Source organism: Brevibacillus halotolerans, assembly GCF_026891775.1.
Lineage (GTDB): Bacteria > Bacillota > Bacilli > Brevibacillales > Brevibacillaceae > Brevibacillus_B > Brevibacillus_B halotolerans.
Genome location: NZ_JAPTNK010000013.1, coordinates 104,705 through 125,302, shown reverse-complemented (window position 1 = coordinate 125,302; position 20,598 = coordinate 104,705). Strand labels below are relative to the sequence as shown.

The following is a 20,598-nucleotide window of genomic DNA, read 5'->3' as shown; positions in this document are numbered from 1 at the left end:
TATGCGAAAAGGGATAAATTGGGTCCAAAAAAAACAAGCCCAAATATTATGGAGTGACACAAAAAAATAAAATAGAAAAAGACACTCGTTTTTCGAGTGCCCACAAATGCTCTCTTCATTTTAAATTTTAATGGCGTGAAGCTGTTTCTGAAATCTCTGCTAACGCTTCTCCAGCCTCATCTTGTAAAATGTTGCGGATTGCCATGTCTCCAATCGCCACAATGCCAACTAATTTTCCGTTATCAACTACTGGCAGACGACGAATTTGATGCTTGGCCATCAGCTTAGCTGCTGCATCCACGGTCATTTCTGGGGTACCAAGCACGATGTCTCTACTCATAACCTCTTCGACCTTACTAGAGCCTTGATGCTTTTCAGCAAGACCACGAATGACGATATCACGGTCTGTAATTACTCCGATAACATCTTTTTGCTCATTCACAACTGGGATAACGCCAACGTTCCAATCTCTCATTTTCACCGCTACTTCATATACATTATCTAATAATGTAACGGTAGCAAGATTCTCGGTCATGATTTCACGTAATGTTCTTTTTGCCATTTTTCTTCCTCCTTCCGTACTTAAACAAAGGTTAGTTTCCCCCCTCCGGTATTCTTTCATGCAATCGAGCTATTTTTTACGTCTCATAATCATTGCACAATCAGGAAAAACCTACTATCATAAGGGAGTGAATATCACGAAGGAGGAAGGCAGAATGCTTCTCAAAGAAACGGGAATCGGCGGCCAACAAGGAACTCTAGCCGACTTGGACATTGCTATGGATAGCTTAGGTTTCACGCGTTTTGCTTGGGATTATACCCATGCAACCTACGATTACAAGCTAAAGGATAGAGACACCACCTACTATCTTCGCATTCAAGCACATTGTGTAGAAGGCAAAATGGAAGATCCAGACACTGTATTAAAATTGGACGAGCCATTCATTGGCAAGCATCTGTTCCCGCATGGAATTGATTATGACTGTCCTATGCCAGATGGCGTACTCAACAATGCAAAACAGATTTTACAAGGATTAAAAGACAAATTAGCATAACAGTATGAAGGTTCAGTTTGTTCAAATACTTTACACAAGCAGAGAGGACATACCCACCTCTCTGTTTCATTTCTAGGGGTGATTTCTTTTTCAATGAAAACTCGGGGCGTACCAGATTTTCTCCTACTTTTTTTAACAGTGCTACTTGTAGGCTTTGGCATTACGATGGTAATGAGCTCCAGCTACATCTATGCTCAAACCGGAATATTGACATCCAAAGGTTGTGATCAATGTCTAGGTGACGGTTTGTACTTCGCAAAAAGACAAATCATCTTTGCCATCTTGGGTTTGTTTCTTATGTTCTTTGTTATGAACATCCCCTTCTCCTTTTATAAGAAAAACTTCCTGTTGATTGCCGTCGGTAGCTTTTTCTTACTTCTACTTGTTTATATTCCTGGATTTGGGAACAAAGCTAACGGTGCGCAATCATGGATTAAATTAGGCTTTATGAATTTACAAACCTCAGAGGTTGCCAAGCTGGGATTAATTCTGTATCTGTCAGCCCTCATCGCCAAAAAGGGAGACGCCTTCCGAAGCTTCAAAACAGGTTTAATACCACCTTTGACAGTTACGGGTATTTTCTTTTTGATGATTATGGCCCAGCCGGATTTAGGAACTGCAGCCATTATTTTAGGAACGGCTGGGGTTATCTTAATAGCAGGTGGAGCTAATATTAAGCATATCTTTTTGCTTACGGTCCCTCCATCTACTCTGTTTATTACTACTTATATCATGGTAAAACAACATGCTTGGGCACGATTAACCTCTTTTACTAATCCTTGGAATGATCCATTAGATAAAGGATTTCATATGGTTCAATCCCTCTATGCTATTGCACGAGGTGGAATCTTCGGTACAGGGTTCGGGAAAAGCTTGCAGAAGTATCTGTATCTACCTGAGGCATATACCGATTTTATCTTTTCCGTTATTGCTGAAGAGATGGGGCTAATCGGTACCTCTATCTTCCTGCTCTTATATCTGCTGTTAATCATTCGAGGACTGCAGATCAGCTTACGATCAACTGATACCTTTGCTACGCTGGCTGGAACAGGAATTGTTACCATGATTAGCATTCAGGCAATGATTAATATCGGTGGTGTAACAGGTGCTATACCTTTGACAGGTGTACCCTTGCCATTTATCAGTTATGGTGGATCATCCCTGTTGATTTGTATGACGAGCATGGGAATCCTACTAAGCGTATCTCGTGATGTTAATAGACAAAAAAATGCCCAGAGCTCCTCGATGCAAGGATAGGTTTTTCCCCTTCACAAACATAAAAAAATCCAACGACAGCAACAAATTCGTCGTTGGATTTTTTCTATTTCTGTTTATACCTATACTTGGTTCTCGTTATTCAATCGTGAGGCCCTCGACGCGTACGTTTACTTCATAAACCGTTAATCCTGTTAAAAACTCCACTGTTTCTTTTACTTTCTCTTGTAGATGCTGGCAGGTCTTGCTAATGATAGTTCCGTATCGAACAGAAACCCATAATGTAATAGAAGCACCCATGTCTCCTATTTCGACCATGATTCCTTTTGCGTTATTCTTCGCACCTAATCGCTTCGTCCACTCATCATAAAATGTAGTAGAACCACCTACAGCTACCTCTTCAATCTCTTGAGCCGCTACTCCTGCAATAACTGCAACTACTTGATCTGCCACTCTGATTTGGTCTTTCACGGAATCCATCCCTACCGCCTCCTTATGTGAACCGCCCTTATGTAGCGCTACTTGCCTGTTGTACATAGTTTACCCAACTAATCATGTGCTGCTTCAAAAATGTTTTTCTTTTATTATAACGGGTTTCGGCAAAGGCTTGAAGCACTATTCTCGAAAATTTTACCAGCTTTTAAACCAATAGAAAATCGGACAAACTACACTTACAAAACGAACTACCGTTTACTAACGTAGCTTTTTTACAAAAGGGAGGCATACATACAGTGCAAAAAGTTATGTATTGGTGTTTCGGAGTAATCTTGTGTACTGCATTTCTGGTTAGTAGTATTCCAAGTATCACACAAGCATTTACCATGGGTCCTACCTATAAGGAAGGAAGCACAGGTACCAATGTAAGAGAACTACAGGAGAGGCTTAAACATATTGGTTTTTACACAGGAGATATCGATTCTATTTTCGGTCCTCGCACAAGAAATGCTCTGCGTCTTTTTCAATATGAATTTGGCATGACTATTACCGGGGAGCTAGACGATAAAACAAAAGTCCGACTGTACAATGCAACAAAAAATTATGTGATGGGGACTTTTAAACCAAAAGAAAAAGGAAATCAAGTAATTACGGCTTCTAATGGCTTTTCGACTAATGATCTGCAAATTATGGCCCAAGCTGTATATGGAGAAGCACGCGGTGAACCGTATACCGGACAGGTTGCAGTCGCGGCCGTTATTTTAAATCGTACCAAAAGCCCATCCTTCCCTAATTCACCGGCTGCTGTTGTGTTTGAACCACGTGCATTTACAGCTGTAGCTGACGGTCAAATTTATCTATCACCAGATGAAACAGCGCGAAAGGCAGTTCAAGATGCTCTAAAGGGGTGGGACCCTAGTGAAGGAGCTACCTATTATTTTAATCCAGATACAGCAACCTCTGCTTGGATCTGGAGTCGCCCGCAAATTAAAAGGATAGGTAAACACATCTTTTGTAGATAATCATGAGATTTAACCGTATAAAGATGTAAAACCTGGTATAAATCATTACCAGGTTTCTCTCTTTTTAATAGACATAATAATGTTTCAGCGTGCTCATTTTGGTCCAAATGAGTGTTGCGCCATTTTTACAAACCTTTCTTCGCTTTCAATGGTACCACAGATGCCACATTGAACAAGATAGTCATCCCCTTTATACGGCTGATGAAAAGCATCTAATTCCGTTTGCGTCAATTCTTCTACGGTCTCACCGGTTTGCGGATGTAAGCGAACATATTGGGGTTGTTGACGTATGATGGTAAATCTCATACGATTAGTGCGGCATACCGGACAGCAATAGGGAGCAGACATAAAGCACCTCCTTACGTTTTCCTTAGTTTTCCTTTAACGTAAAGGGAATATGCACTCATGAATCTCGATCATCTCTGCAACAAACAGTGGGAAATAAACCGGTAAGAAATGAGGGGTTATATGGTATGAAAAGCATGCGGCTATTTTATTTGCTGGTAGGGGGAAGCTTCGCGCTGGCGGCTGGGTTTCACTATTTCACAGAAAATGAAGTATTACGGTTTATCACAGCTTCCTTAGCCATTATCTTTCTCGCATCCTGGTTAGGAAAAGCTACGGAGAATGTCGCTCATTATGCAGGGGATCGCATTGGTGGATTCTTAAACGCAACCTTTGGCAATGCCGCGGAATTAATTATTGCGTTCTTTTTAGTTAGAGAAGGTTTGTTTGAGATGGTAAAAGCGTCTATCACAGGCTCTGTTATCGGAAATCTTTTATTGGTTTTAGGCTTAAGCGTATTGCTTGGTGGTTTAAAATTTAAAGAACAAATCTTTAATAGCCAACTAGCCGGGCACAATGCTTCCATGATGACGTTGGCTTTGGTTTCGTTATTTATTCCTGCTGTCTTTATGTCTGAGCTATCCCTTGATAAGATTAACACTCTGTCGATCGTGATTGCGATCTTATTAATTATTGCGTATGTACTGTGGCTGATCTTCTCGATGGTCACACATAAATCGTTTCTCACTGATGTGGAACAATATGAGAGCGAGGCTATTTGGTCAAAGCCAGTGTCCATCGTCATGCTGGTACTATCAACATTCTTTGTCGCTGTGGTATCCGAGTGGTTAGTACATAGTGTGGAAGCAGTCTCACATACCTTTGGCTGGTCAGAGCTGTTTGTGGGTGCTTTTGTCATTGCTATTATTGGAAATGCCGCGGAGCACAGTGCCGCAGTCCTACTAGCTTTAAAAGGGCGTATCGGCGCAGCTGTGGAAATTGCTGTGGGTTCTAGTTTACAAGTAGCTTTGTTCGTAGCTCCCACACTGGTCTTAATCAGTCTCTTATTCGGGTCTCCTATGAACATCGTTTTTACTGTACCAGAGCTCACAGCAATTGCCGTATCAACCATTATCACGATTTCGATCTGTCGAGACGGTAAAACTAATTGGTTCGAAGGAGTATTGCTGTTAATTGTGTATCTGATTCTTGGTACAGCCTTCTTCTTCGATTAGATCGTCCACACGTAACAAAAACTCGCTAAGGAAAGAAAGCTTTCCTAGCGAGTTTTTATTTTTTTTCGTTAAAGAGCTCGTGTAAATCGGCTAATTTGTGTTCAAGATTTTCTAGAATAGACCTGCCTTCATCTTCCTCTACTACACCTAGGCGAACAGCGAACTCGATTTCACGCGACAAACCGAACATCTGTGTATCAAGCACCTCTTCGTATAAAGGACACTGTGGCATGTTCAAGTTCTCCATCTGAACATCAATTAATTTATATATTTTATCCGCATCTGCTCTTAATAACGCTAAAGCTTTATTGGCCATATCGTTATGAATTTTTACGTCTGTCAAAACCTATCCCTCCGTTTGGACACGTCCTTACCATACATACATAGTACGTCATAACGAGTCATTTGAAAAGGGGATAACCTTTTATTCATAGTGCATAATATGTTAAACGGCTGTGAAAACGCTGCCAATAAACTTTTCTAACCAACACATTCATTGCGGCACTCTACATCCTGCGATACAATAATGAAGTAGGAAAAGGCTAACAGAGAGGAAGACCAAAATGGCAGACGTGATTGTAGTAAAGGGAGCTGTAGAATTCCCTATCACCATTGATCCAAGCGTGTGGGTGTTTGATGACCGAAAATTCGAACTGTCTTCTTATAAGGAGCAGGAGCATCTAGAATTACAAGAGACAAATAGATATATCCGTAGTGCATCCCTGCATTGGGAAAAAGAAATGAAGGAAGGCGCCACTCCTCCTAGTCAACGCAAAAGCTTGGTTGAAGAACGAAAAGTGCTTGAGGGCGATTATGCAATCAAATTTGCACCTTTTTTGGAAAATGCCAAGCCTCATCCGAACGCCACGACTCTACGTATTCACCGTGAGCAACAAGATTATGTAGATGTTTCTCTGGAAAAATCCAAGCAAATCATTCTTCAATTCTCAAAAGACGGTAAACCAATTCGAGACAAAGGACCGGTCTTTTTATATTTCCCAGAAGATCTACAAGAAAACAAGCAACCCCTACATAACATTACAATGTTTGAAGTCCTGCTATAAGCAAAAAATAAGTGCCACCCTTCCATAGGGTGGCTATCTCGATTTGCCCGTTTTCTAGTTTATGTTTGTAAGTCTAATACCTACATGACTTAAGCACTTTGAAAAGAGAGTTTCCTACGCGCCATTTCAGCTTCTACCAAGAAAATAAAATCGGCATCGAGATGAAGGGCGACTGCACGTTGATATACTTCTATCAACATCGTATCACTTAAGTATCTCACGCTTGTCACCTCCCTTTTATTCTATACCGTATTGTATCAGCTATTAAAAAAACGAACAATCGTTCCGATATCCACAAGTGCTGTGGAAATCCTGTTGATAGCCTGTGGGGTAATTGTGCAAAAGATGTATAAATGTATATATACTCTTGTGGATTTCTTTTTTGAATTATCCACAAATAATTACATATTGTCGAAAAATATAGATTTCATATAAAAAAAAGACGGCCGAAATGGCCGCCTCTCTTTCTATCCGAGTCACTTTTACGTTCGATATTCGCTTTTTGAGTATGAGACTAGTGCATGGAGACACGAATAATCTCGGTGACAACAACCATAGCGAAGACAGCAAACCCGAATGAACCAGTGAAGAATAACATGTGGCGAATTTTCTTTTTATCTTCCACCTTATGTCCCTCGCTTTCAACCAGAATTCCTACTCCGGTAGTATTATATATATCCATACGTATGAGGAGACCATTTCGTTTCAATTTTTGTTTACTCTTCTATCTCTTTTTACCCCGAATTTCTGAGTTAAATCGACATCAGCGGAAAAAAATCAGCAAGCATTAGATAGCTACTCTCTTTGTTTGTATTGCCATTCTTTTCTCCATTCGATACATATGCCAGCATACAAGTAGCCCGATTGCTAGACACCTAGCTATATCCCACGTCTGCAAGTAGATAGGACTCATCTCGCCCTCGATTTCGTATAAGAAGGAGTAGGTTAATTGCTAGTAACACGCTCTATGGTACGAAAAGCGCTAGAGGATAGGGGGGATCTGTCAGATGGCCACGAAAGCCGAAAATCACTCGAAGTATATTCGACACTTGCAATTACTGACGCTCAATACGAATATAACGTGGTTATCAATAAGTTGCTACTTTGCGGGTTATTCAAAACACAATGGAAAGTTAGTGATGCAATGGGAATGAAGAATCTGACTCAATATCTTGGGGAACGGGCTCTGATTGGGTAAGGATTGCTAGTGGACAGGAGCCGCAGAATAAGTAATTTTTGTTTCATGAAAAGGAATAAATAATGATAATAAAAGAACAAACGTCCGAATTTAGGTTCGGACGTCTTTTTACGTAATGCTTATATTCAGAATCAAACCTAGGGTTTAACCTTGAATCCAATCTGTAACAGCTAAACTTGATCTTTTAGGAACCATAAATGTTCCGCTTCCAATATATCTTGAGCCAAAAATAGAGTCATCGTAAAGCTTGAAGAAAGTAGATTTATATACTGGGTATCCCACAACAATCCAAGTCTTTTTAGCAGGTATTGATTCATTTTGTACATTTACTGTTGTTGAAACACCTACAGTACTTCCTACCGAATACCCGAACTCTGAAGATACTACATCATTATAGCTTGCTCCGAATGTTGCATTAAGTTCTACACTTACATCTTCATTTGCTGATAAAGCGATTTCTGCCTTGCAAGAACCTGACTTTTTGTTACAAAAATATTTACCCCGGGCAATTTCGTCTGATCCATCTACATTTTTGGTTTTCTCTTTTTCAAAACGATATCCCCCAAGAGCTAATGTTTTATTTTTGTGTTCATTTCCGTGTTTTTGTTCCATTTCTGCAGGCGTATCAATTACTCGTATTGATCGTAACTTAGCTGTTTGAGAAGGTTTTTCCAAACCGTATTTTTTTACTAATTCTTCCTGGTTTTCAGGAGTTGCATAGATAACCTCATTAGTCTTAACTGGTTGCTCATTCAGGTAGACAAAATCTTCATTTGGTGTTTCATGTTTTTTCGCACTTACACCTGATAACCCTAACCCCGAAAAGACTGTTACAGATAATACAAAAAGTGTTGCTAATGAAGCAAGAGTCTTTTTTTTCATACTATCCTCCCCAACGATACTAATAAGCTAATATTAAAATATTAACATATTTTCTGGAATTTGGTTCGTTTTATGGACTTTTTAGGTTTACTATTTCTTGTTTCGAGAAAAACGTCTACATCTCTGGCTTACTTTTCAGTCCTAGACGATGTGCTAACCACTTTGTCTTAGTTTTTGTTTTCTGATTCTTCTTGCATGATCACTGTCTCGATGGGAGTCACCCCATACTAACCTCCTAAGAGGTCTTCAATGAATAGCTGAACCACGGCTTTATAATTATTCCCCCTACTGGGCTTTGTAAAGTTTCCCGTACAGCTTATTCATATCGACCAACTAGCGTCTATGCTTCTGTAAGATTACGATGTACTCATCTAGTTGTTGGCTCAGTTGTAGTACGGTTGGGTGTAGAAATGAGCCTTTTTTGAAGTATAACTGTTCTAGTTCTTGGCGGAGGATTTCTATAAGCTTCTGTAGATCATCTTTCGATTGGGTATTTTCCATTTCACATTCCTTTATTTGAGTGATACAATTAATTCGAATAACAATTTTTGTTATTCATGATGGTGGGGCGTTCCAGTTAGTATGGCGACTAGGGAACGTCCCTTTGAGTTATAAGAAAAACAATTCCAACCCTCCTTTCTTCCTCCTGTGGATTATTTTACCATGCCGTTTCGATATTTGATGTGGAATAAAAAAAATGAAACGTTCTTCAAATTCCGACAATAAATTACAAAATTTTCACAAAAAAAGACGCTAATTAATAGCGCCTTGAAAAATCATGGTTATAGTCAAACCTCTTCCTATAGTTTACAGTGACAGCGTATTAAGTACAATTCGAAAGTTTCTGAACAAAAAAGAACGCCAGCCACGAAGAACGAGATTAGACCTTAATCATTTAGCTGTCCTCAACTGACCTCACCTTCACGTTAGAAAAATGCGTTGATATTTCGGAATAATTCGGATATTGACAGGTGTAGTCCGTTTGGTTTAAAATAGATTTTGTCAGTTGCGAGGCGTGCTTTTGTAGAGTCTATTCCGTAATAGTGCGATAGTCCAGCGTTATAGCCTAACGGTTGCCAGAACGATCTATTACAGGACGTCGAAAAAAAACGCGGTCACAACGCTAGAAAACGCACTAATTTTGCGGTCATGGCGGAATTGGCAGACGCGCTAGATTCAGGTTCTAGTGGTGGCAACACCGTGGAGGTTCAAGTCCTCTTGTCCGCACCAATCATATATGCGGGTGTAGTTCAATGGTAGAACTCCAGCCTTCCAAGCTGGTCGCGTGGGTTCGATTCCCATCACCCGCTCCATACAATATAACCATCGTAAAAGACCTTGTTAACAAGGTCTTTTTTATTTTTATCTGTTACCTACTTTTTTCATAACTATACCTAGTAAGAGCAAATTGGGGACTAATAAGTAATTACAACATTGAATGTTTGATATTTTAGAACGCTAGATATAGCGATGGTGGGATTAATATTGAAAGCCAAATGGAGCCTTTTTCCAACCTTCATGCATAATAACAGGAAAAAAATGCAAAGGTAAGGAGGAACTTGTTACGGAGAAAGGTTGTTGGGATATGGATCAAATTCTGATCGCCAGAAGCACCTTTGGTATGACGATGGGCTTTCATATTATTTTTGCTTCGCTTGGCGTTGGCTTGCCGTTAATGATTTTAATCGCAGAGCTGTTGTATCAGCGCACAAAGGACGCCGACTATTCCCTAATGGCAAAGCGCTGGACCAAGGGTCAGGCCATTTTACTTGGGATCGCTATTCCCTCTGGAACGATCTCAGGTGTGCAATTATCCTTACTATGGCCCGGTTTTATGGAAGTCGTCGGCAAGGTTATCTCTCTCCCCTTTCAAATTGAAATCTTTGCCTTTTTTTTAGAAGCCTTATTTTTATCTATTTATGTATATGCAGCACACCGTCTCTCTCCCAAAATGCGAATTGTAAGTGTACTACTTGTTTTAATTGGGGCCACTGCTTCCGCTGTGCTCATTACCAATGTTCACGCCTTTGAAGGGACTCCGACCGGCTTTCATTTGGTCAATGGAGAAGTGGTTGACGTCGACCCTTGGAAAGCATTTTTTAACCCTAGCTTTTTTGTTACAGCCGGGCATGTCGTTGTTTCCGCCTATATGACAGGTGCGTTTGTCATTGCATCGATCGCGGCCTATAAAATGCTGAAGGTCAATAAAACGTCTCGTGAATATGCCTTTCATCAAAAAGCCTTATTAATGGGGCTGGTCATCGGTGGTACATTTTCCTTACTGACAGGGATCAATGGACATGATTCTGCTCAGCATTTGCATCAATATCAACCAGAAAAATTGGCCGCGGCAGAGGGTTTATTTGAGACACAGTCCCATGCTCCTCTTGTTATCGGAGGAATCACGGATGAGGCGACACAGCAAGTAAAATATGGACTTGAAATTCCTTGGGTGCTAAGTGTGCTAGCGGGAAATACACCAAATGAGGTGGTCGTAGGGCTAAATGATTTCCCGCGGGACGAATGGCCTCCACTCTTTGTCCATACCCTCTTTAATTTTATGGTGTTGGTTGGTGGCGCACTCATTTTTGTTGGTTTTATCGGTTTTGTTTGGAAAAAATGGCTCAAGCATTCTCATTATCCTCGATGGGTATTGTGGATTTTTGTCCTAAGTGGACCTTTATCTATGCTAGGTATTGAGGCTGGCTGGATTTTCGCATGTACCGGACGTCAGCCATGGATTTTATATCGTGTGATGAAAACAGCAGATGCTACTACCCAGTCACAGGGCTTAGGTGCGCTATTTCTGTTATTCTTAGGAATCTATCTGTTCATGGCTATCGCAACAATCCTAGTCTTCCGTTATTATTTCCGCCGACATCCCATCAGCTTGGAGGGAGAAGCATGAGTGATACCATTATTGCAGTTACCATGCTGTGGGGGTTCGTCTTTATCTATTCGGTCGCTGCTTCCATCGACTTTGGTGCGGGCTTTTGGTCTATGATTTATCGGGATCGCGATCAGACCAAAGCAACCCAAATCGCTAATCGTTATCTTTCTCCCTCTTGGGAAGTAACGAATGTCTTTATCGTACTGATCGTCATAGCACTTGTTACCTTTTTCCCAGGAGCTACCTATACGTTAGGCACTGTATTGATTATACCTGGCAGTTTAATATTGCTCTTGCTGTTGTTGCGAAGTGCCTTCTTGGTTTTTTCTCATGTAGTAGAGGATTATCGTAAAATGATGTCGATCATCTCAGGCATTACGGGTATCTTGATTCCTGCCCTATTAATCAGTGTATTGCCAATCACACAGGGCGGCTTTATTACACTTGAAAACGGCTACGAACAGCTTCAGCTACTCAGACTGTTTTCTAGTCCACATGAATATATGTATATTGGGCTGGCGATTACTAGTACTCTTTTTCTTTCCTCACTTTTGCTAGCCGATTTTTCCAATGTTCTTGGCGAACGGGAAGCATTTCAAATTTATCGCAGAGATGCTCGGATTGTAGGCCCTATCACAATTGTGCTGGCCATTGCGGTCGTAATTACCATGTCCAGCGAGGCCTCTTGGATTTATGCCAATTTGCGTTCTCAGACTGGCTGGCTCGTCGCTTCTGCTGGCTTTTTCCTACTCTCTTACGCATCGTTATATGCTACATCTAGACGAAAAGGCTGGCTTAGCTTCCCACGCTTCGCTACCATTGCTGCTATCATTCAGTACCTGTTAGCCAGCTATGCCTATGGTGTAGCTCATCTTCCTTATTTAGTTTATCCAAATGTTACGATCGAATCAGGCTTCACACATCCGAATAATTTTCGAGCTATGTTTGTTGTCTACATCGTAGGATTTGCTATTCTTACTCCGGGCTTTCTATACTTCTGGCGTTTATTTATGAATGATACAAGAGAAGCCAAAAAGTCGTAATAGGCTACCTAAAAATGTAGTTACACACGCAAAAAGCCACGCAGAGTGTAGAAGCTCCACGTGGCTTTTTATCATTCGTTGTAGGATACAAGAGCGATCATGCCCTCTTCATCATCAATATCTAGCTGAATGCGAGCTGAAAATGGATCTAGTTCCATCTGATCACGCAAGTACTTGCGCAGGGCCTCTAGCATATTGGCCTCAATTAAAACCTGCTCTCGCCCGTTCGCATTCACTTCGGCAGAATAACCATATTCCTCATCCCACATCAGTTCGACATTTACCTGATTAGGTTCGATCTCTCTTTTCTCAGCAATGTAAAGACAAATTGCATTAATAAGGTCCTGTTCTAATAGTCTTATTGTTTCCATCGGTTTTCCTGTTCCTTATATTTATTATTGTTTTTATTATTTCGCACCATCTGGAAGAGACGAACCACCAGCAAGACAATCCCTACTAGCATCAGGATATTCAATAATGCAGCCGCAAACGCTCCAAAACCACCTAGGTGACCTAACAGACCACCAAACAACATACCTGCCAATCCACCAAACAATAAGCCTTTCATGAAACCGCCGCTTTTGCTAGCAGTATTTGCTGCTGGTGCAGTAGTGTTTGTTTTGCTGTTTACGTTTTGATCTTGCTTTGCATTAGATTTCGGAGTAGTTGTACTTTGTGTAGGTTGGAATGATTTCGAACCAGACTTGTATCCACCACCGCGCTTTGCGTCTACTTCATGAGCGTTTATTCCAACGGTCGTAAACATTAATGCTAATGCCATGAAGACCATCAATAGCTTGTTTCTTTTCATAATAAAATGTATTCCCCTCTCTTTTCGACTGACAAGTAAGGTATACGATCAGACAGGTAAAAGGTTTCACCATATAAGAAGTTTTTTAAAGAAGAATGACTCTTCCAGCCGTGTATCGTTCTCAAAAGTAACAACTCTTTTGCGGGCTGATGCATACCAACACAATATAAGTGTTTATGCATATCATTGTAACACAGATTTCGCTTTTTTCCAGAAAAAAGCAACGGTGAAACTGTAAAAAATAATTTTCTCAATAAAAAGAGACGCTACCCTGCTAGGTCACGCCTCATCAATCTATAACGGAGAAAGGAATGCACCCGACAGGAATCGAACCTGCGACCTCTTCCTTACTATGGAAACGCTCTACCGACTGAGCTACAGGAGCATGGCTCCTCAGCAGGACTCGAACCGCCAGCCTACTGGTTAACAGCCGGTTGCTCCACCATTGAGCTACTGAGTAATAGTCAGATAAATGCAACAATTAATATTTACCCTACCATACTTCCCATTTATATGTCAACAGAGTTCGTTTGGCCACTTCTTTTTTTCATCCTTACCTAATTTAGAGCTCGTACCTGTCTTCTTTCATACAAATAGGCTGATACAATGATACATCCCGCAGAATATAACCAAGCTGCCACAACATCACTGAAGAAATGCACTCCTAAATAAATTCGGCTGCATCCAACCAATAAAGGAATGGCAATGCCTATCATCGGCCAAATCCATGCGTTTGTACGCCCACGCTGATGCTTCCATAGCAAATAGGCTCCCATTCCAAAAAATAAGGTACTAAAGGTCGTATGCCCACTAGGGAAGGACCATGAGGAAGGAAGATCAATCAAATTTACATCAAAAGGCCGCTCGCGCATAATCGTTCTTTTTAGAATTTCTTTTCCTAAAAACCCAAAAGCAAGCGTTCCTAGAAAAAACCAGGACTCTATCCGATGCTTTTTCCACCAGCCTGTGACAAACAGGACTACCACAATCACTAAAATGTACACATCTCCCAATTGGGTAATAGCATGCATAATAATCGTTAAGTAGGGCTTGCGTACTTCCTTACTCATCATGATGCCCCATTCATCCATCACATGAGAACCGAGCCCAATGACCAGATAGGTTATCCAAAAGAAAGCGATAAATAAAATAGCTGCTATCAATAGAGAAAACCTGCTATGAAAGGGTGAGGCGTCTTGCATCCTGTCTTTTTTCATCACTACTCGCCTCCCCCCTGTATCAGGTGCGTCAGTGCTTCCCGGAAATGTTGGTCGTCCATTGGAGTTCTAGCGTGCGGTCCTTTTGTTCGTCCACCGCCACGTCGGAATCTCGCCTTTTCATTACGTACTTCTAAATCAAATGTAATGTTATCTGAAGTGAAAATTTTACCATGTGGTGTCAGGGCTCTGGCCCCCTTCCCCATTACCATAGCGCCCAAACCAATATCCTGTGTCACCACGATATCGCCTGCTTTCGCTTCATTCGTTAAACGAATATCCACTGCTTGTGAGCCTGCATCTACAACCACATGATTATCATGCTGAAATTGATGGTTATAGCTAGCGAAGGTGATCAGCTCATAGCCGTATAGTTGACATAGCTCGACTGCTATCTGGAGAGCCTTTTTGGGACAAGCATCTGCATCTATTAAGACTCTAGATTTTTGATTCATATTATATTCCTTTCATATAACTGTGTCCTGCATACATCAGCTTTTCTATATATGCAGTTTTATGTAGCATAGCTCTATATTATTTGCTCTTTTTCGTATACGATAATTATAGCATGCTTTGCTGAAGGGAGTCAGATACGTGGTACGTTATGAATTCAAACATGAGGAGCGGCTTGGCATTCTCATTCCCTTTTTCTATTTGGAATGGGAAGAATACGATCCTGCTGAGAGGGCCGATATCTTGTTGAAATGGGAAGAAATTCGTTCTAGAATACCAGATCGCGTGATCGCTCTTGAAGCTGTTATTAACCAAAAACAAGCGGAGCTCTATCTGGAAGAGGATTTTGAACGTTCGTGTGAGCTTAATTCTGAAATAGCTGAGTTAGCGAGTGCAATCAATGATCTAAACATTTGGTTTCGTATTCAGCAGGATTTTGAACCGACTGAAATACACGGGTGATATTTCTATACTTAGGCTAAGCAGATCGGCTTTTTGTGTATGAAAATATGTATCAAGCTATGTGTTTCGTACGTTTTTTATACGACATGATCACTAATACCTAATAAAAACAAAAATACCCATTGAACCTTTCTATCAAAGGGAAAATGGGTTTTATGACTACTTTTTCACGAAAGCAAGAGAAGAATCGCTCCGATTTTCAAACTAATTTTTTTCTGTTCGCTTTCAAAGGGTTTCCGCTTCATGTGTTCAAGACTTGTAATGCTAAATCCCAGCCTTCTATTATCAACAGAATATTCAGTCAATATAAAGCTGAGGTTGGACGTACATCCAACCAAATAAACAGCGCTATAAACCCACAAAAACGCCATATCGAGTATGTATTCAGATACAACGTGCTACTTTTATCAGGCTCGAAGCCATGCAGCATTTACTTCATAGAAGATTTTCTCCTCTTTAAAATACGCCATAGCATTTGGTTTTGCCAAATACTCTCCAATTTCGGCTAAACGTTCATCAGATAGGATCACTTGACGTTGCTTTCCATTTTCATCGCGATATTCCACAGTAATTGCTACATCGCGCTCACGTCCATAATCGGCAAGCTCATTCGGGGTTTGAAAAGTAATGCGTTTCATTCTTTCATTTCACTCCTGTCTATTATTGACACTGTATGGCGACATTATGGCATTAAATGGAGCGTTGGTAAAGAGAAAATCTTTACGTAAAATCCTTCTATCCTTGCTATTCAAAATGAAGTAAAAATCTTATAGGGAAAATAAATTTTTTTTACAAAAAAGACTTACTCCAAAACAATTTGGAATAAGCCAAGCAAAATAGATCAAGTAATGAGCAAAAATACCTTACATTTTCATTAATCTCTACCTGCTCTGACCAGATTTTTTGCAATCATGGACGGCATGGTATAAAAGGATGTCATATGATCCCCTTTTGATTTAATTAACCGAAACAATCCAAGTCGGTTGGACATGTGTGGATGCCATCCATACTGCTCCCCTTGTGGAACCGCTATATCCTCTGTGAGGTAGTAGTAGCTTTTGGGAATATCCAAGCTATCGAATACCGACAGATCCAGCTTTTGAAATAATGGCCCCGCTGGTTCTGGTGTGACGGTTTGATAAATCTCTGTAGCCAGTTCAAGATCGGCTGTATTCATAAACGTTTCCCGCCAATTTAGAAAAGGTAGCATAATTGTATTGTCAGGTGATTTTTGAGCAAGCTCCTCCCAGAGAGCCTTTCCCTCGGGTGGTATCTCGTCCGCGACACTATAGCCATTCCGTACAACGAACGCGTCCATAAACACCAACCGTCTAATCCGCTTGGGAATCTGTTCTGCCACTTTAGAAATAACCGTTCCCCCGAAGCTATGCCCGACAAGAACAATATTACATAAATTTCTCTTCTCTATAAAATCAACGACGGACCTAACATAATCTTCGTGAGTTACCGCTTTATTTGTATCGCTACCATGTCCCGGTAAATTTGGAGTATAAACTGAGTTACCCATCTGATACAGTTCCTCGACTGTATTATGCCAATAGCTGCAATCCCCCCAAGAACCGTGAACTAAAACAAAGGTAATAGGAGAAGAGTCAGGATAATTATCTGGATAAGGATAATTGAAATGCTGGTGAGGATACGGCTGCCATGACATTTTTCCAAGATCGCCTTCAGGATAAAACGGGTTTTCTCTTAGACCTTCGTACATTTTTGGTCACCTGCTTCTTGTTTTGTTGCTTTTGCCTATACCATATGCCTAGTGTACGAAAGTGGGAACTTAGAAAAAATGTTACCCGGTTACTAAAGATTGCTTCTTCAAGAAAAAAAGCCGTCCAAATTGGACAGCTTGACATAACGGTAATATGACTTATTGTAGCGATTAGCATTATTTCTCTAGATGAAAAGGCACTTCCCACTGTACATTGTGGTTTTGTTTTAACACTTTATCATAGGAAATGGTAAGCTCTTTTGGAAGCTTGCCTTTATTATCAAATATCAGCTTCCCTTGTAATTGGACATTTCCATTTGGGGTGATCGTTGTCTTCTCAGAGTGGAAAACCTTATTTATTCGTTCCCCAGTTTCATCCTTGATTTTCCATCCACTCACGTTTATGAAATCTTTTGGGAAAACCGCTTCAAAATCAATACTACTTCCCCCCTTCACTGCTTTTTCGTCTTGATTATACTTTGTAAAACGGAAGAGATTCCCTTGCCCCTCAACTTTTATAGGTTCTTTTTGTAGCTTCTCTATGTTCAATTTCGCCTGAAAATTGGCTGTCTCACGTAGAAAGAGTGAGGTAAGCCTAAAGGACATTTTCTCTGAAGTAGGGGTAAACGTATGGAACCATCTATCTGATCCTTCTGCTAATTTAATACGCTCTGTGAGAGAATCTAATACATTTTTATTACTGCTTCCATTCTTTTCAGAAAGAGGCTCATCAACAGGAGGCGTTCCTCTTAAGTAAGGACTTTCCCATACAGCCATATTCTTTCCTTGTTCATCAACAAGCTCATAGGTAAACTCTTTATCTGCCCCCTTAGCTGTTGTCTCCATAATAAGCTGAGTACCACTTGGAGCAAAAACGACCTCTTTCAAACTAATCTTTAATCCCTGAGGACTGGTATATTCCTGGTTAATCTTTTTCATTTTTGTTGCCTCTTTGGCCTTTTCAATCTCAATCGGAACCTGTATTTTCCAATTCCCATTCGTTTCACCTAATTTTTTCACAGTAAGTTCAACGTTCATTTCATCTGGTAAAGCATTTTCTTTCCCATAAAAATCGAATAGTGTCCGCTCTAGCACGATATAATCACCATGTATATTGTAAGCCCAAAAATCTGATTCCTGCTTATAAAGAGGATCATTAGCAAGCTCCTGATTCGGCTTCAATACATTTCCCTTTTTATCCTTCAAGCTAATTTCCTCTTCATCATACAACTCGCTTGCATCTAAACGATTTCCCTTGCTATCCTTTACACCAATAACCATGGCAATTCGCAAGGGATCGGCTAGAACCTCTTTTACTTCAAAAGTAAGCCCTTGATCTGTAACAGACAAATCCAAAGGTTTTGAATATCCTTTTTGTATAGCATGTATAAGACCTTTATCAGCTTTCTTGTAGTCAGAAAATAAGCTGTTTTTCGTCGAAACAACATGTATACCAGCATCTGTCTGACCGGTATACAATCCACTTACATAGGTAGCAAAAGTAGGAGAAACAAGCGTTCCTAAAGATACAACCAATGCCAATCCAGCTACCGTAATCGTCATTTTTTTCATTATGTCTATACTCCTTTTTTTCCAATTCATTTTTGGAGACAACTTATGTGGGACTGATTGTTTCAACACACTTACCGGATAAGGGTGGATTTTATTTATGATGTCTTGTTCAAACGTTTCTGAAAACGAATCGACTATCCATCCGTCATCACCAATGCTATCCAATTCATTAACAAATTGCTCTAGCTGTTTTTGACAATCGCTACAATAATCCAGATGTTTTTCTAGTTGCTCTCTCTTCGTTGCAGGAAGCTTATCGTGCATGTATGCTATCAGATGCTCTTGGCTCAGGCACTTCATAAATAAACTCCCCCCTTTTGTTCATCCGAATAAATTCATCCTTTACCTTTTTTCTAGCATAAGAAAGCCGCATTCTTACCGTACTCATCGATACACATAATTTTTCACTAATTTCTTTGTAGCTTAAATCCTGAATATAGTGCATCTCAAGAATGGTTTGATACTCGTCGTCAACACGTAATAAAAGATGCTGCAAAAACTCTTTTTGCTCCTTGTCCAGATAGGCTTTTTCAGGTGTATAGCTATCCATTATTTCAAAGGTTAGGTCACTAACTAACGGGGTTCTTTTTCGCATGCGTACCTCATCTAGTCCACGATTAATGGAGATACGATATAGCCATGCCGAAAATTTTTGTTGTGATTGATATTCTGGCAAATGGTAGTATGCCTTAATAAAAATCTCTTGAACAATGTCTTGTATATTTGATGAATGACCTAGCATTTTCGTAAGGATGGAAGCCACTTTACCCTTATATTTATGAATAATTTGAGCATAGATTTCTTTGTTGCCCTGTAAGATTTGCTCTATAATCTCCTCATCTTCCTGCATTGACTATCCTCCCATTCCAAAAAGGGGCTGCGCAGCTCTTACCTTTTTGTCTGTTCATTTATATATAACGAAAAATAAAGGAGACCCCTCTTAAAATTTTCAAAAAATTTTTCAAAACATTATAATTTGAACTATTTTCGCGAAAGATACCCGATTCTATTGCGACAAAAAAACTGAACATTAATGGATAATCCTTATTTAAACCCTATCTTGCATAATAAAAGGAGTGAGGCTGGTATTCCTCACTCCTTTGCTTTATCTGTACAGCAATCAGCCCCCTTTTAAAAGCTTTAGGCAAAGAGCTTTCGTGCCGTTTGGATAAACGTTTGAACGGCATTGGAAGACTCCTTCAATGAAGGAACTGCCAAACGGATGTCTCTAAATGCTTCTGGCTCCAGTTCTTTTTTGAGAACATTAGGCGGAAGCGCCCAAAGCGATAATTCCGACAGCACCGCAATTCCAAGTCCCTCCTGTACCATACTTAGCGCTGAGTTGACGTTTCTGACCACAAATCGAATCCTCAGGTCTACTCGTGCTCGATTAAACAAGTCAACAATAGGCGGCTCGTAACCTGATTTACAGCTAATCAACGGCTCGTTGCTCAAATCTTTGACAGAGATAACTGGGCGATTTTGCAGGGGATGGTCATCTCTTATCACCGCATACATTCTCTCTCGAAATATCGGTATCGTTTCAAATTCATCGTCCGGTGGGATAATTAAACCAACATCGATTACCCGGGTTTCTAGCCACTCTTTAATTTCATCGATGGTTCCTTCATAGATCACAAACTCCAACTGAGGATATTGTTCAGCCATGACCTTAATTATTTTGGGTAAAAAGTGAGCAGACGCCACTGGAAATGCACCCACACGTATCGTGCCGATTTCAAGACCTTTTTCACTTGCAATTTCTTGGTGTACTTTTTCGAAGGACTGTAAAATATCCCGAAATAAAACTAAAATTCGTTTTCCCACATCGGTAAGCATAATACCGTTTTTCCGATCCCGAATCAGAAGAGTTACATCCAGCTCCGCTTCAAGTGTAGAGATGGCACGACTGACGGCAGGCTGCGTCATATTTAGTTCTAGACCTGCTTTGGTGAAGCTCCCAGTATCCGCAATTTTGACGAATAACTCTATTTGTGCATGTGTCATAACAAAAATGATATGCCCCCCAT

Annotated in this window: 27 protein-coding genes and 3 tRNA genes; 11 read left to right on the top strand and 19 right to left on the bottom strand. The window is 40.4% G+C overall.

All coding sequences use genetic code 11. The features are described from left to right. Positions 1-127 precede the first annotated feature (127 nt). Positions 128-562 carry a CBS domain-containing protein gene (locus tag O0550_RS16735; protein WP_003338006.1) on the bottom strand — a complete coding sequence of 145 codons (435 nt, stop codon included), beginning with the start codon at positions 560-562 and terminating at the stop codon, positions 128-130. Positions 563-716: 154 nt separating this feature from the next. Between O0550_RS16735 and O0550_RS16730 the strand changes: the two genes are divergently transcribed. Together O0550_RS16730 and ftsW are read left to right on the top strand one after the other, a co-directional pair. Continuing rightward, the gene (locus tag O0550_RS16730; RefSeq protein ID WP_003338007.1) at positions 717-1,055 is read left to right on the top strand and encodes a YugN family protein; all 339 of its coding nucleotides are present in this window, start codon (positions 717-719) and stop codon (positions 1,053-1,055) included. Between the two features lie 93 nt (positions 1,056-1,148). After that, positions 1,149-2,312 carry a putative lipid II flippase FtsW gene (gene ftsW / locus O0550_RS16725; RefSeq protein ID WP_003344242.1) on the top strand — a complete coding sequence of 388 codons (1,164 nt, stop codon included), beginning with the start codon at positions 1,149-1,151 and terminating at the stop codon, positions 2,310-2,312. A 96-nt stretch (positions 2,313-2,408) separates the two neighbouring features. Here the strand turns inward: ftsW and O0550_RS16720 are convergent, their stop codons facing one another. After that, positions 2,409-2,750, bottom strand: a complete 342-nt coding sequence (locus tag O0550_RS16720) for an Asp23/Gls24 family envelope stress response protein (protein ID WP_003344243.1) — start codon at positions 2,748-2,750, stop codon at positions 2,409-2,411. A gap of 251 nt (positions 2,751-3,001) precedes the next feature. Here O0550_RS16720 and sleB point away from each other — a divergent pair, with 251 nt between their 5' ends. Next, complete coding sequence (sleB, locus tag O0550_RS16715; protein WP_003338010.1) at positions 3,002-3,727, top strand: spore cortex-lytic enzyme; 726 nt, start codon at positions 3,002-3,004, stop codon at positions 3,725-3,727. A 93-nt stretch (positions 3,728-3,820) separates the two neighbouring features. Here the strand turns inward: sleB and O0550_RS16710 are convergent, their stop codons facing one another. After that, positions 3,821-4,075 carry a hypothetical protein gene (locus O0550_RS16710; protein WP_003344245.1) on the bottom strand — a complete coding sequence of 85 codons (255 nt, stop codon included), beginning with the start codon at positions 4,073-4,075 and terminating at the stop codon, positions 3,821-3,823. A 125-nt stretch (positions 4,076-4,200) separates the two neighbouring features. Between O0550_RS16710 and cax the strand changes: the two genes are divergently transcribed. Next, a complete protein-coding gene (gene cax, locus O0550_RS16705; protein WP_003344246.1) occupies positions 4,201-5,247 on the top strand; it encodes a calcium/proton exchanger in 1,047 nt (348 codons plus the stop codon). A gap of 55 nt (positions 5,248-5,302) precedes the next feature. Here the strand turns inward: cax and O0550_RS16700 are convergent, their stop codons facing one another. Next, the gene (locus O0550_RS16700) at positions 5,303-5,563 is read right to left on the bottom strand and encodes an Fpa/YlaN family protein (protein WP_031309229.1); all 261 of its coding nucleotides are present in this window, start codon (positions 5,561-5,563) and stop codon (positions 5,303-5,305) included. A 247-nt stretch (positions 5,564-5,810) separates the two neighbouring features. On the opposite strand from O0550_RS16700, the gene O0550_RS16695 reads away from it, so the two are divergent. Beyond that, on the top strand, positions 5,811-6,311 hold the full coding sequence (locus O0550_RS16695) for a hypothetical protein (RefSeq protein WP_003344247.1): 501 nt from the start codon (positions 5,811-5,813) through the stop codon (positions 6,309-6,311). An 89-nt stretch (positions 6,312-6,400) separates the two neighbouring features. Here O0550_RS16695 and sda read toward each other — a convergent pair whose 3' ends face one another. From sda to O0550_RS16680, 3 genes are all read right to left on the bottom strand, one after another. Continuing rightward, on the bottom strand, positions 6,401-6,532 hold the full coding sequence (gene sda, locus O0550_RS16690) for a sporulation histidine kinase inhibitor Sda (protein WP_003344248.1): 132 nt from the start codon (positions 6,530-6,532) through the stop codon (positions 6,401-6,403). Between the two features lie 293 nt (positions 6,533-6,825). Further along, positions 6,826-7,020 (bottom strand): hypothetical protein, encoded by a 195-nt coding sequence (locus tag O0550_RS16685; protein ID WP_035293006.1) that lies wholly within the window; start codon positions 7,018-7,020, stop codon positions 6,826-6,828. A gap of 43 nt (positions 7,021-7,063) precedes the next feature. Then, complete coding sequence (locus O0550_RS16680; protein WP_258426862.1) at positions 7,064-7,186, bottom strand: hypothetical protein; 123 nt, start codon at positions 7,184-7,186, stop codon at positions 7,064-7,066. 74 nt (positions 7,187-7,260) lie between these two features. Here O0550_RS16680 and O0550_RS16675 point away from each other — a divergent pair, with 74 nt between their 5' ends. After that, positions 7,261-7,509 carry a hypothetical protein gene (locus O0550_RS16675; protein WP_258426861.1) on the top strand — a complete coding sequence of 83 codons (249 nt, stop codon included), beginning with the start codon at positions 7,261-7,263 and terminating at the stop codon, positions 7,507-7,509. Between the two features lie 144 nt (positions 7,510-7,653). On the opposite strand, the gene O0550_RS16670 is transcribed toward O0550_RS16675, so the two are convergent. Both O0550_RS16670 and O0550_RS16665 read right to left on the bottom strand, forming a co-directional pair. Further along, positions 7,654-8,391: a hypothetical protein gene (locus tag O0550_RS16670; protein WP_003344251.1), complete on the bottom strand. Its 738-nt coding sequence runs from the start codon at positions 8,389-8,391 to the stop codon at positions 7,654-7,656. 333 nt (positions 8,392-8,724) lie between these two features. Next, positions 8,725-8,892, bottom strand: coding sequence for an aspartyl-phosphate phosphatase Spo0E family protein (locus tag O0550_RS16665; protein WP_003344253.1), 168 nt, complete (start codon positions 8,890-8,892; stop codon positions 8,725-8,727). Positions 8,893-9,534: 642 nt separating this feature from the next. Here O0550_RS16665 and O0550_RS16660 point away from each other — a divergent pair. The 4 genes from O0550_RS16660 to O0550_RS16645 all read left to right on the top strand — a co-directional run bounded on the left by O0550_RS16660 (position 9,535) and on the right by O0550_RS16645 (position 12,324). Next, positions 9,535-9,621, top strand: a tRNA-Leu gene (locus O0550_RS16660). A gap of 9 nt (positions 9,622-9,630) precedes the next feature. Then, positions 9,631-9,704, top strand: a tRNA-Gly gene (locus O0550_RS16655). Between the two features lie 272 nt (positions 9,705-9,976). Then, on the top strand, positions 9,977-11,299 hold the full coding sequence (locus O0550_RS16650) for a cytochrome ubiquinol oxidase subunit I (RefSeq protein ID WP_003344256.1): 1,323 nt from the start codon (positions 9,977-9,979) through the stop codon (positions 11,297-11,299). Next, a complete protein-coding gene (locus tag O0550_RS16645; RefSeq protein WP_003344257.1) occupies positions 11,296-12,324 on the top strand; it encodes a cytochrome d ubiquinol oxidase subunit II in 1,029 nt (342 codons plus the stop codon). Before O0550_RS16650 ends, O0550_RS16645 begins: the two co-directional genes overlap by 4 nt. Positions 12,325-12,395: 71 nt before the next feature. Here the strand turns inward: O0550_RS16645 and O0550_RS16640 are convergent, their stop codons facing one another. The 5 genes from O0550_RS16640 to O0550_RS16620 form a co-directional block, all read right to left on the bottom strand. Then, complete coding sequence (locus O0550_RS16640; protein ID WP_003344259.1) at positions 12,396-12,695, bottom strand: YxcD family protein; 300 nt, start codon at positions 12,693-12,695, stop codon at positions 12,396-12,398. Further along, the gene (locus O0550_RS16635; RefSeq protein ID WP_003338027.1) at positions 12,683-13,135 is read right to left on the bottom strand and encodes a hypothetical protein; all 453 of its coding nucleotides are present in this window, start codon (positions 13,133-13,135) and stop codon (positions 12,683-12,685) included. Before O0550_RS16635 ends, O0550_RS16640 begins: the two co-directional genes overlap by 13 nt. 312 nt (positions 13,136-13,447) lie before the next feature. Beyond that, a tRNA-Thr gene (locus O0550_RS16630) sits at positions 13,448-13,520 on the bottom strand. A 172-nt stretch (positions 13,521-13,692) separates the two neighbouring features. Continuing rightward, positions 13,693-14,352, bottom strand: coding sequence for a phosphatase PAP2 family protein (locus O0550_RS16625; RefSeq protein ID WP_258426860.1), 660 nt, complete (start codon positions 14,350-14,352; stop codon positions 13,693-13,695). A gap of 2 nt (positions 14,353-14,354) precedes the next feature. Then, positions 14,355-14,807 carry a YaiI/YqxD family protein gene (locus O0550_RS16620; protein ID WP_003338030.1) on the bottom strand — a complete coding sequence of 151 codons (453 nt, stop codon included), beginning with the start codon at positions 14,805-14,807 and terminating at the stop codon, positions 14,355-14,357. A gap of 139 nt (positions 14,808-14,946) precedes the next feature. Between O0550_RS16620 and O0550_RS16615 the strand changes: the two genes are divergently transcribed. Further along, positions 14,947-15,267: a hypothetical protein gene (locus O0550_RS16615; protein ID WP_258426859.1), complete on the top strand. Its 321-nt coding sequence runs from the start codon at positions 14,947-14,949 to the stop codon at positions 15,265-15,267. Positions 15,268-15,674: 407 nt separating this feature from the next. On the opposite strand, the gene O0550_RS16610 is transcribed toward O0550_RS16615, so the two are convergent. The 5 genes from O0550_RS16610 to O0550_RS16590 all read right to left on the bottom strand — a co-directional run bounded on the left by O0550_RS16610 (position 15,675) and on the right by O0550_RS16590 (position 20,575). Continuing rightward, on the bottom strand, positions 15,675-15,905 hold the full coding sequence (locus O0550_RS16610; RefSeq protein ID WP_003338034.1) for a hypothetical protein: 231 nt from the start codon (positions 15,903-15,905) through the stop codon (positions 15,675-15,677). Between the two features lie 236 nt (positions 15,906-16,141). Beyond that, positions 16,142-16,996, bottom strand: a complete 855-nt coding sequence (locus tag O0550_RS16605) for an alpha/beta hydrolase (RefSeq protein WP_258426858.1) — start codon at positions 16,994-16,996, stop codon at positions 16,142-16,144. Positions 16,997-17,173: 177 nt separating this feature from the next. Then, entirely contained in the window at positions 17,174-18,868 is a 1,695-nt protein-coding gene (locus tag O0550_RS16600) for a DUF4179 domain-containing protein (protein WP_258426857.1), read from the bottom strand. Continuing rightward, the gene (locus O0550_RS16595) at positions 18,822-19,418 is read right to left on the bottom strand and encodes an RNA polymerase sigma factor (RefSeq protein ID WP_003344276.1); all 597 of its coding nucleotides are present in this window, start codon (positions 19,416-19,418) and stop codon (positions 18,822-18,824) included. The genes O0550_RS16600 and O0550_RS16595 overlap by 47 nt, the downstream gene beginning before the upstream one ends. A gap of 290 nt (positions 19,419-19,708) precedes the next feature. Beyond that, the gene (locus tag O0550_RS16590) at positions 19,709-20,575 is read right to left on the bottom strand and encodes a LysR family transcriptional regulator (RefSeq protein WP_258426856.1); all 867 of its coding nucleotides are present in this window, start codon (positions 20,573-20,575) and stop codon (positions 19,709-19,711) included. Positions 20,576-20,598: the final 23 nt, after the last annotated feature.

What these genes read in the sequence shown, in the direction of transcription:
- O0550_RS16735 (WP_003338006.1), bottom strand. Translation starts at nt 562, where the DNA reads ATGGCAAAAAGAACATTACGTGAAATCATGACCGAGAATCTTGCTACC.
- O0550_RS16730 (WP_003338007.1), top strand. Translation starts at nt 717, where the DNA reads ATGCTTCTCAAAGAAACGGGAATCGGCGGCCAACAAGGAACTCTAGCC.
- ftsW (WP_003344242.1), top strand. Translation starts at nt 1,149, where the DNA reads ATGAAAACTCGGGGCGTACCAGATTTTCTCCTACTTTTTTTAACAGTG.
- O0550_RS16720 (WP_003344243.1), bottom strand. Translation starts at nt 2,750, where the DNA reads ATGGATTCCGTGAAAGACCAAATCAGAGTGGCAGATCAAGTAGTTGCA.
- O0550_RS16710 (WP_003344245.1), bottom strand. Translation starts at nt 4,075, where the DNA reads ATGTCTGCTCCCTATTGCTGTCCGGTATGCCGCACTAATCGTATGAGA.
- cax (WP_003344246.1), top strand. Translation starts at nt 4,201, where the DNA reads ATGAAAAGCATGCGGCTATTTTATTTGCTGGTAGGGGGAAGCTTCGCG.
- O0550_RS16700 (WP_031309229.1), bottom strand. Translation starts at nt 5,563, where the DNA reads ATGGCCAATAAAGCTTTAGCGTTATTAAGAGCAGATGCGGATAAAATA.
- O0550_RS16695 (WP_003344247.1), top strand. Translation starts at nt 5,811, where the DNA reads ATGGCAGACGTGATTGTAGTAAAGGGAGCTGTAGAATTCCCTATCACC.
- O0550_RS16670 (WP_003344251.1), bottom strand. Translation starts at nt 8,391, where the DNA reads ATGAAAAAAAAGACTCTTGCTTCATTAGCAACACTTTTTGTATTATCT.
- O0550_RS16665 (WP_003344253.1), bottom strand. Translation starts at nt 8,892, where the DNA reads ATGGAAAATACCCAATCGAAAGATGATCTACAGAAGCTTATAGAAATC.
- O0550_RS16650 (WP_003344256.1), top strand. Translation starts at nt 9,977, where the DNA reads ATGGATCAAATTCTGATCGCCAGAAGCACCTTTGGTATGACGATGGGC.
- O0550_RS16645 (WP_003344257.1), top strand. Translation starts at nt 11,296, where the DNA reads ATGAGTGATACCATTATTGCAGTTACCATGCTGTGGGGGTTCGTCTTT.
- O0550_RS16640 (WP_003344259.1), bottom strand. Translation starts at nt 12,695, where the DNA reads ATGGAAACAATAAGACTATTAGAACAGGACCTTATTAATGCAATTTGT.
- O0550_RS16635 (WP_003338027.1), bottom strand. Translation starts at nt 13,135, where the DNA reads ATGAAAAGAAACAAGCTATTGATGGTCTTCATGGCATTAGCATTAATG.
- O0550_RS16625 (WP_258426860.1), bottom strand. Translation starts at nt 14,352, where the DNA reads ATGAAAAAAGACAGGATGCAAGACGCCTCACCCTTTCATAGCAGGTTT.
- O0550_RS16620 (WP_003338030.1), bottom strand. Translation starts at nt 14,807, where the DNA reads ATGAATCAAAAATCTAGAGTCTTAATAGATGCAGATGCTTGTCCCAAA.
- O0550_RS16610 (WP_003338034.1), bottom strand. Translation starts at nt 15,905, where the DNA reads ATGAAACGCATTACTTTTCAAACCCCGAATGAGCTTGCCGATTATGGA.
- O0550_RS16605 (WP_258426858.1), bottom strand. Translation starts at nt 16,996, where the DNA reads ATGTACGAAGGTCTAAGAGAAAACCCGTTTTATCCTGAAGGCGATCTT.
- O0550_RS16600 (WP_258426857.1), bottom strand. Translation starts at nt 18,868, where the DNA reads ATGAAGTGCCTGAGCCAAGAGCATCTGATAGCATACATGCACGATAAG.
- O0550_RS16595 (WP_003344276.1), bottom strand. Translation starts at nt 19,418, where the DNA reads ATGCAGGAAGATGAGGAGATTATAGAGCAAATCTTACAGGGCAACAAA.
- O0550_RS16590 (WP_258426856.1), bottom strand. Translation starts at nt 20,575, where the DNA reads ATGACACATGCACAAATAGAGTTATTCGTCAAAATTGCGGATACTGGG.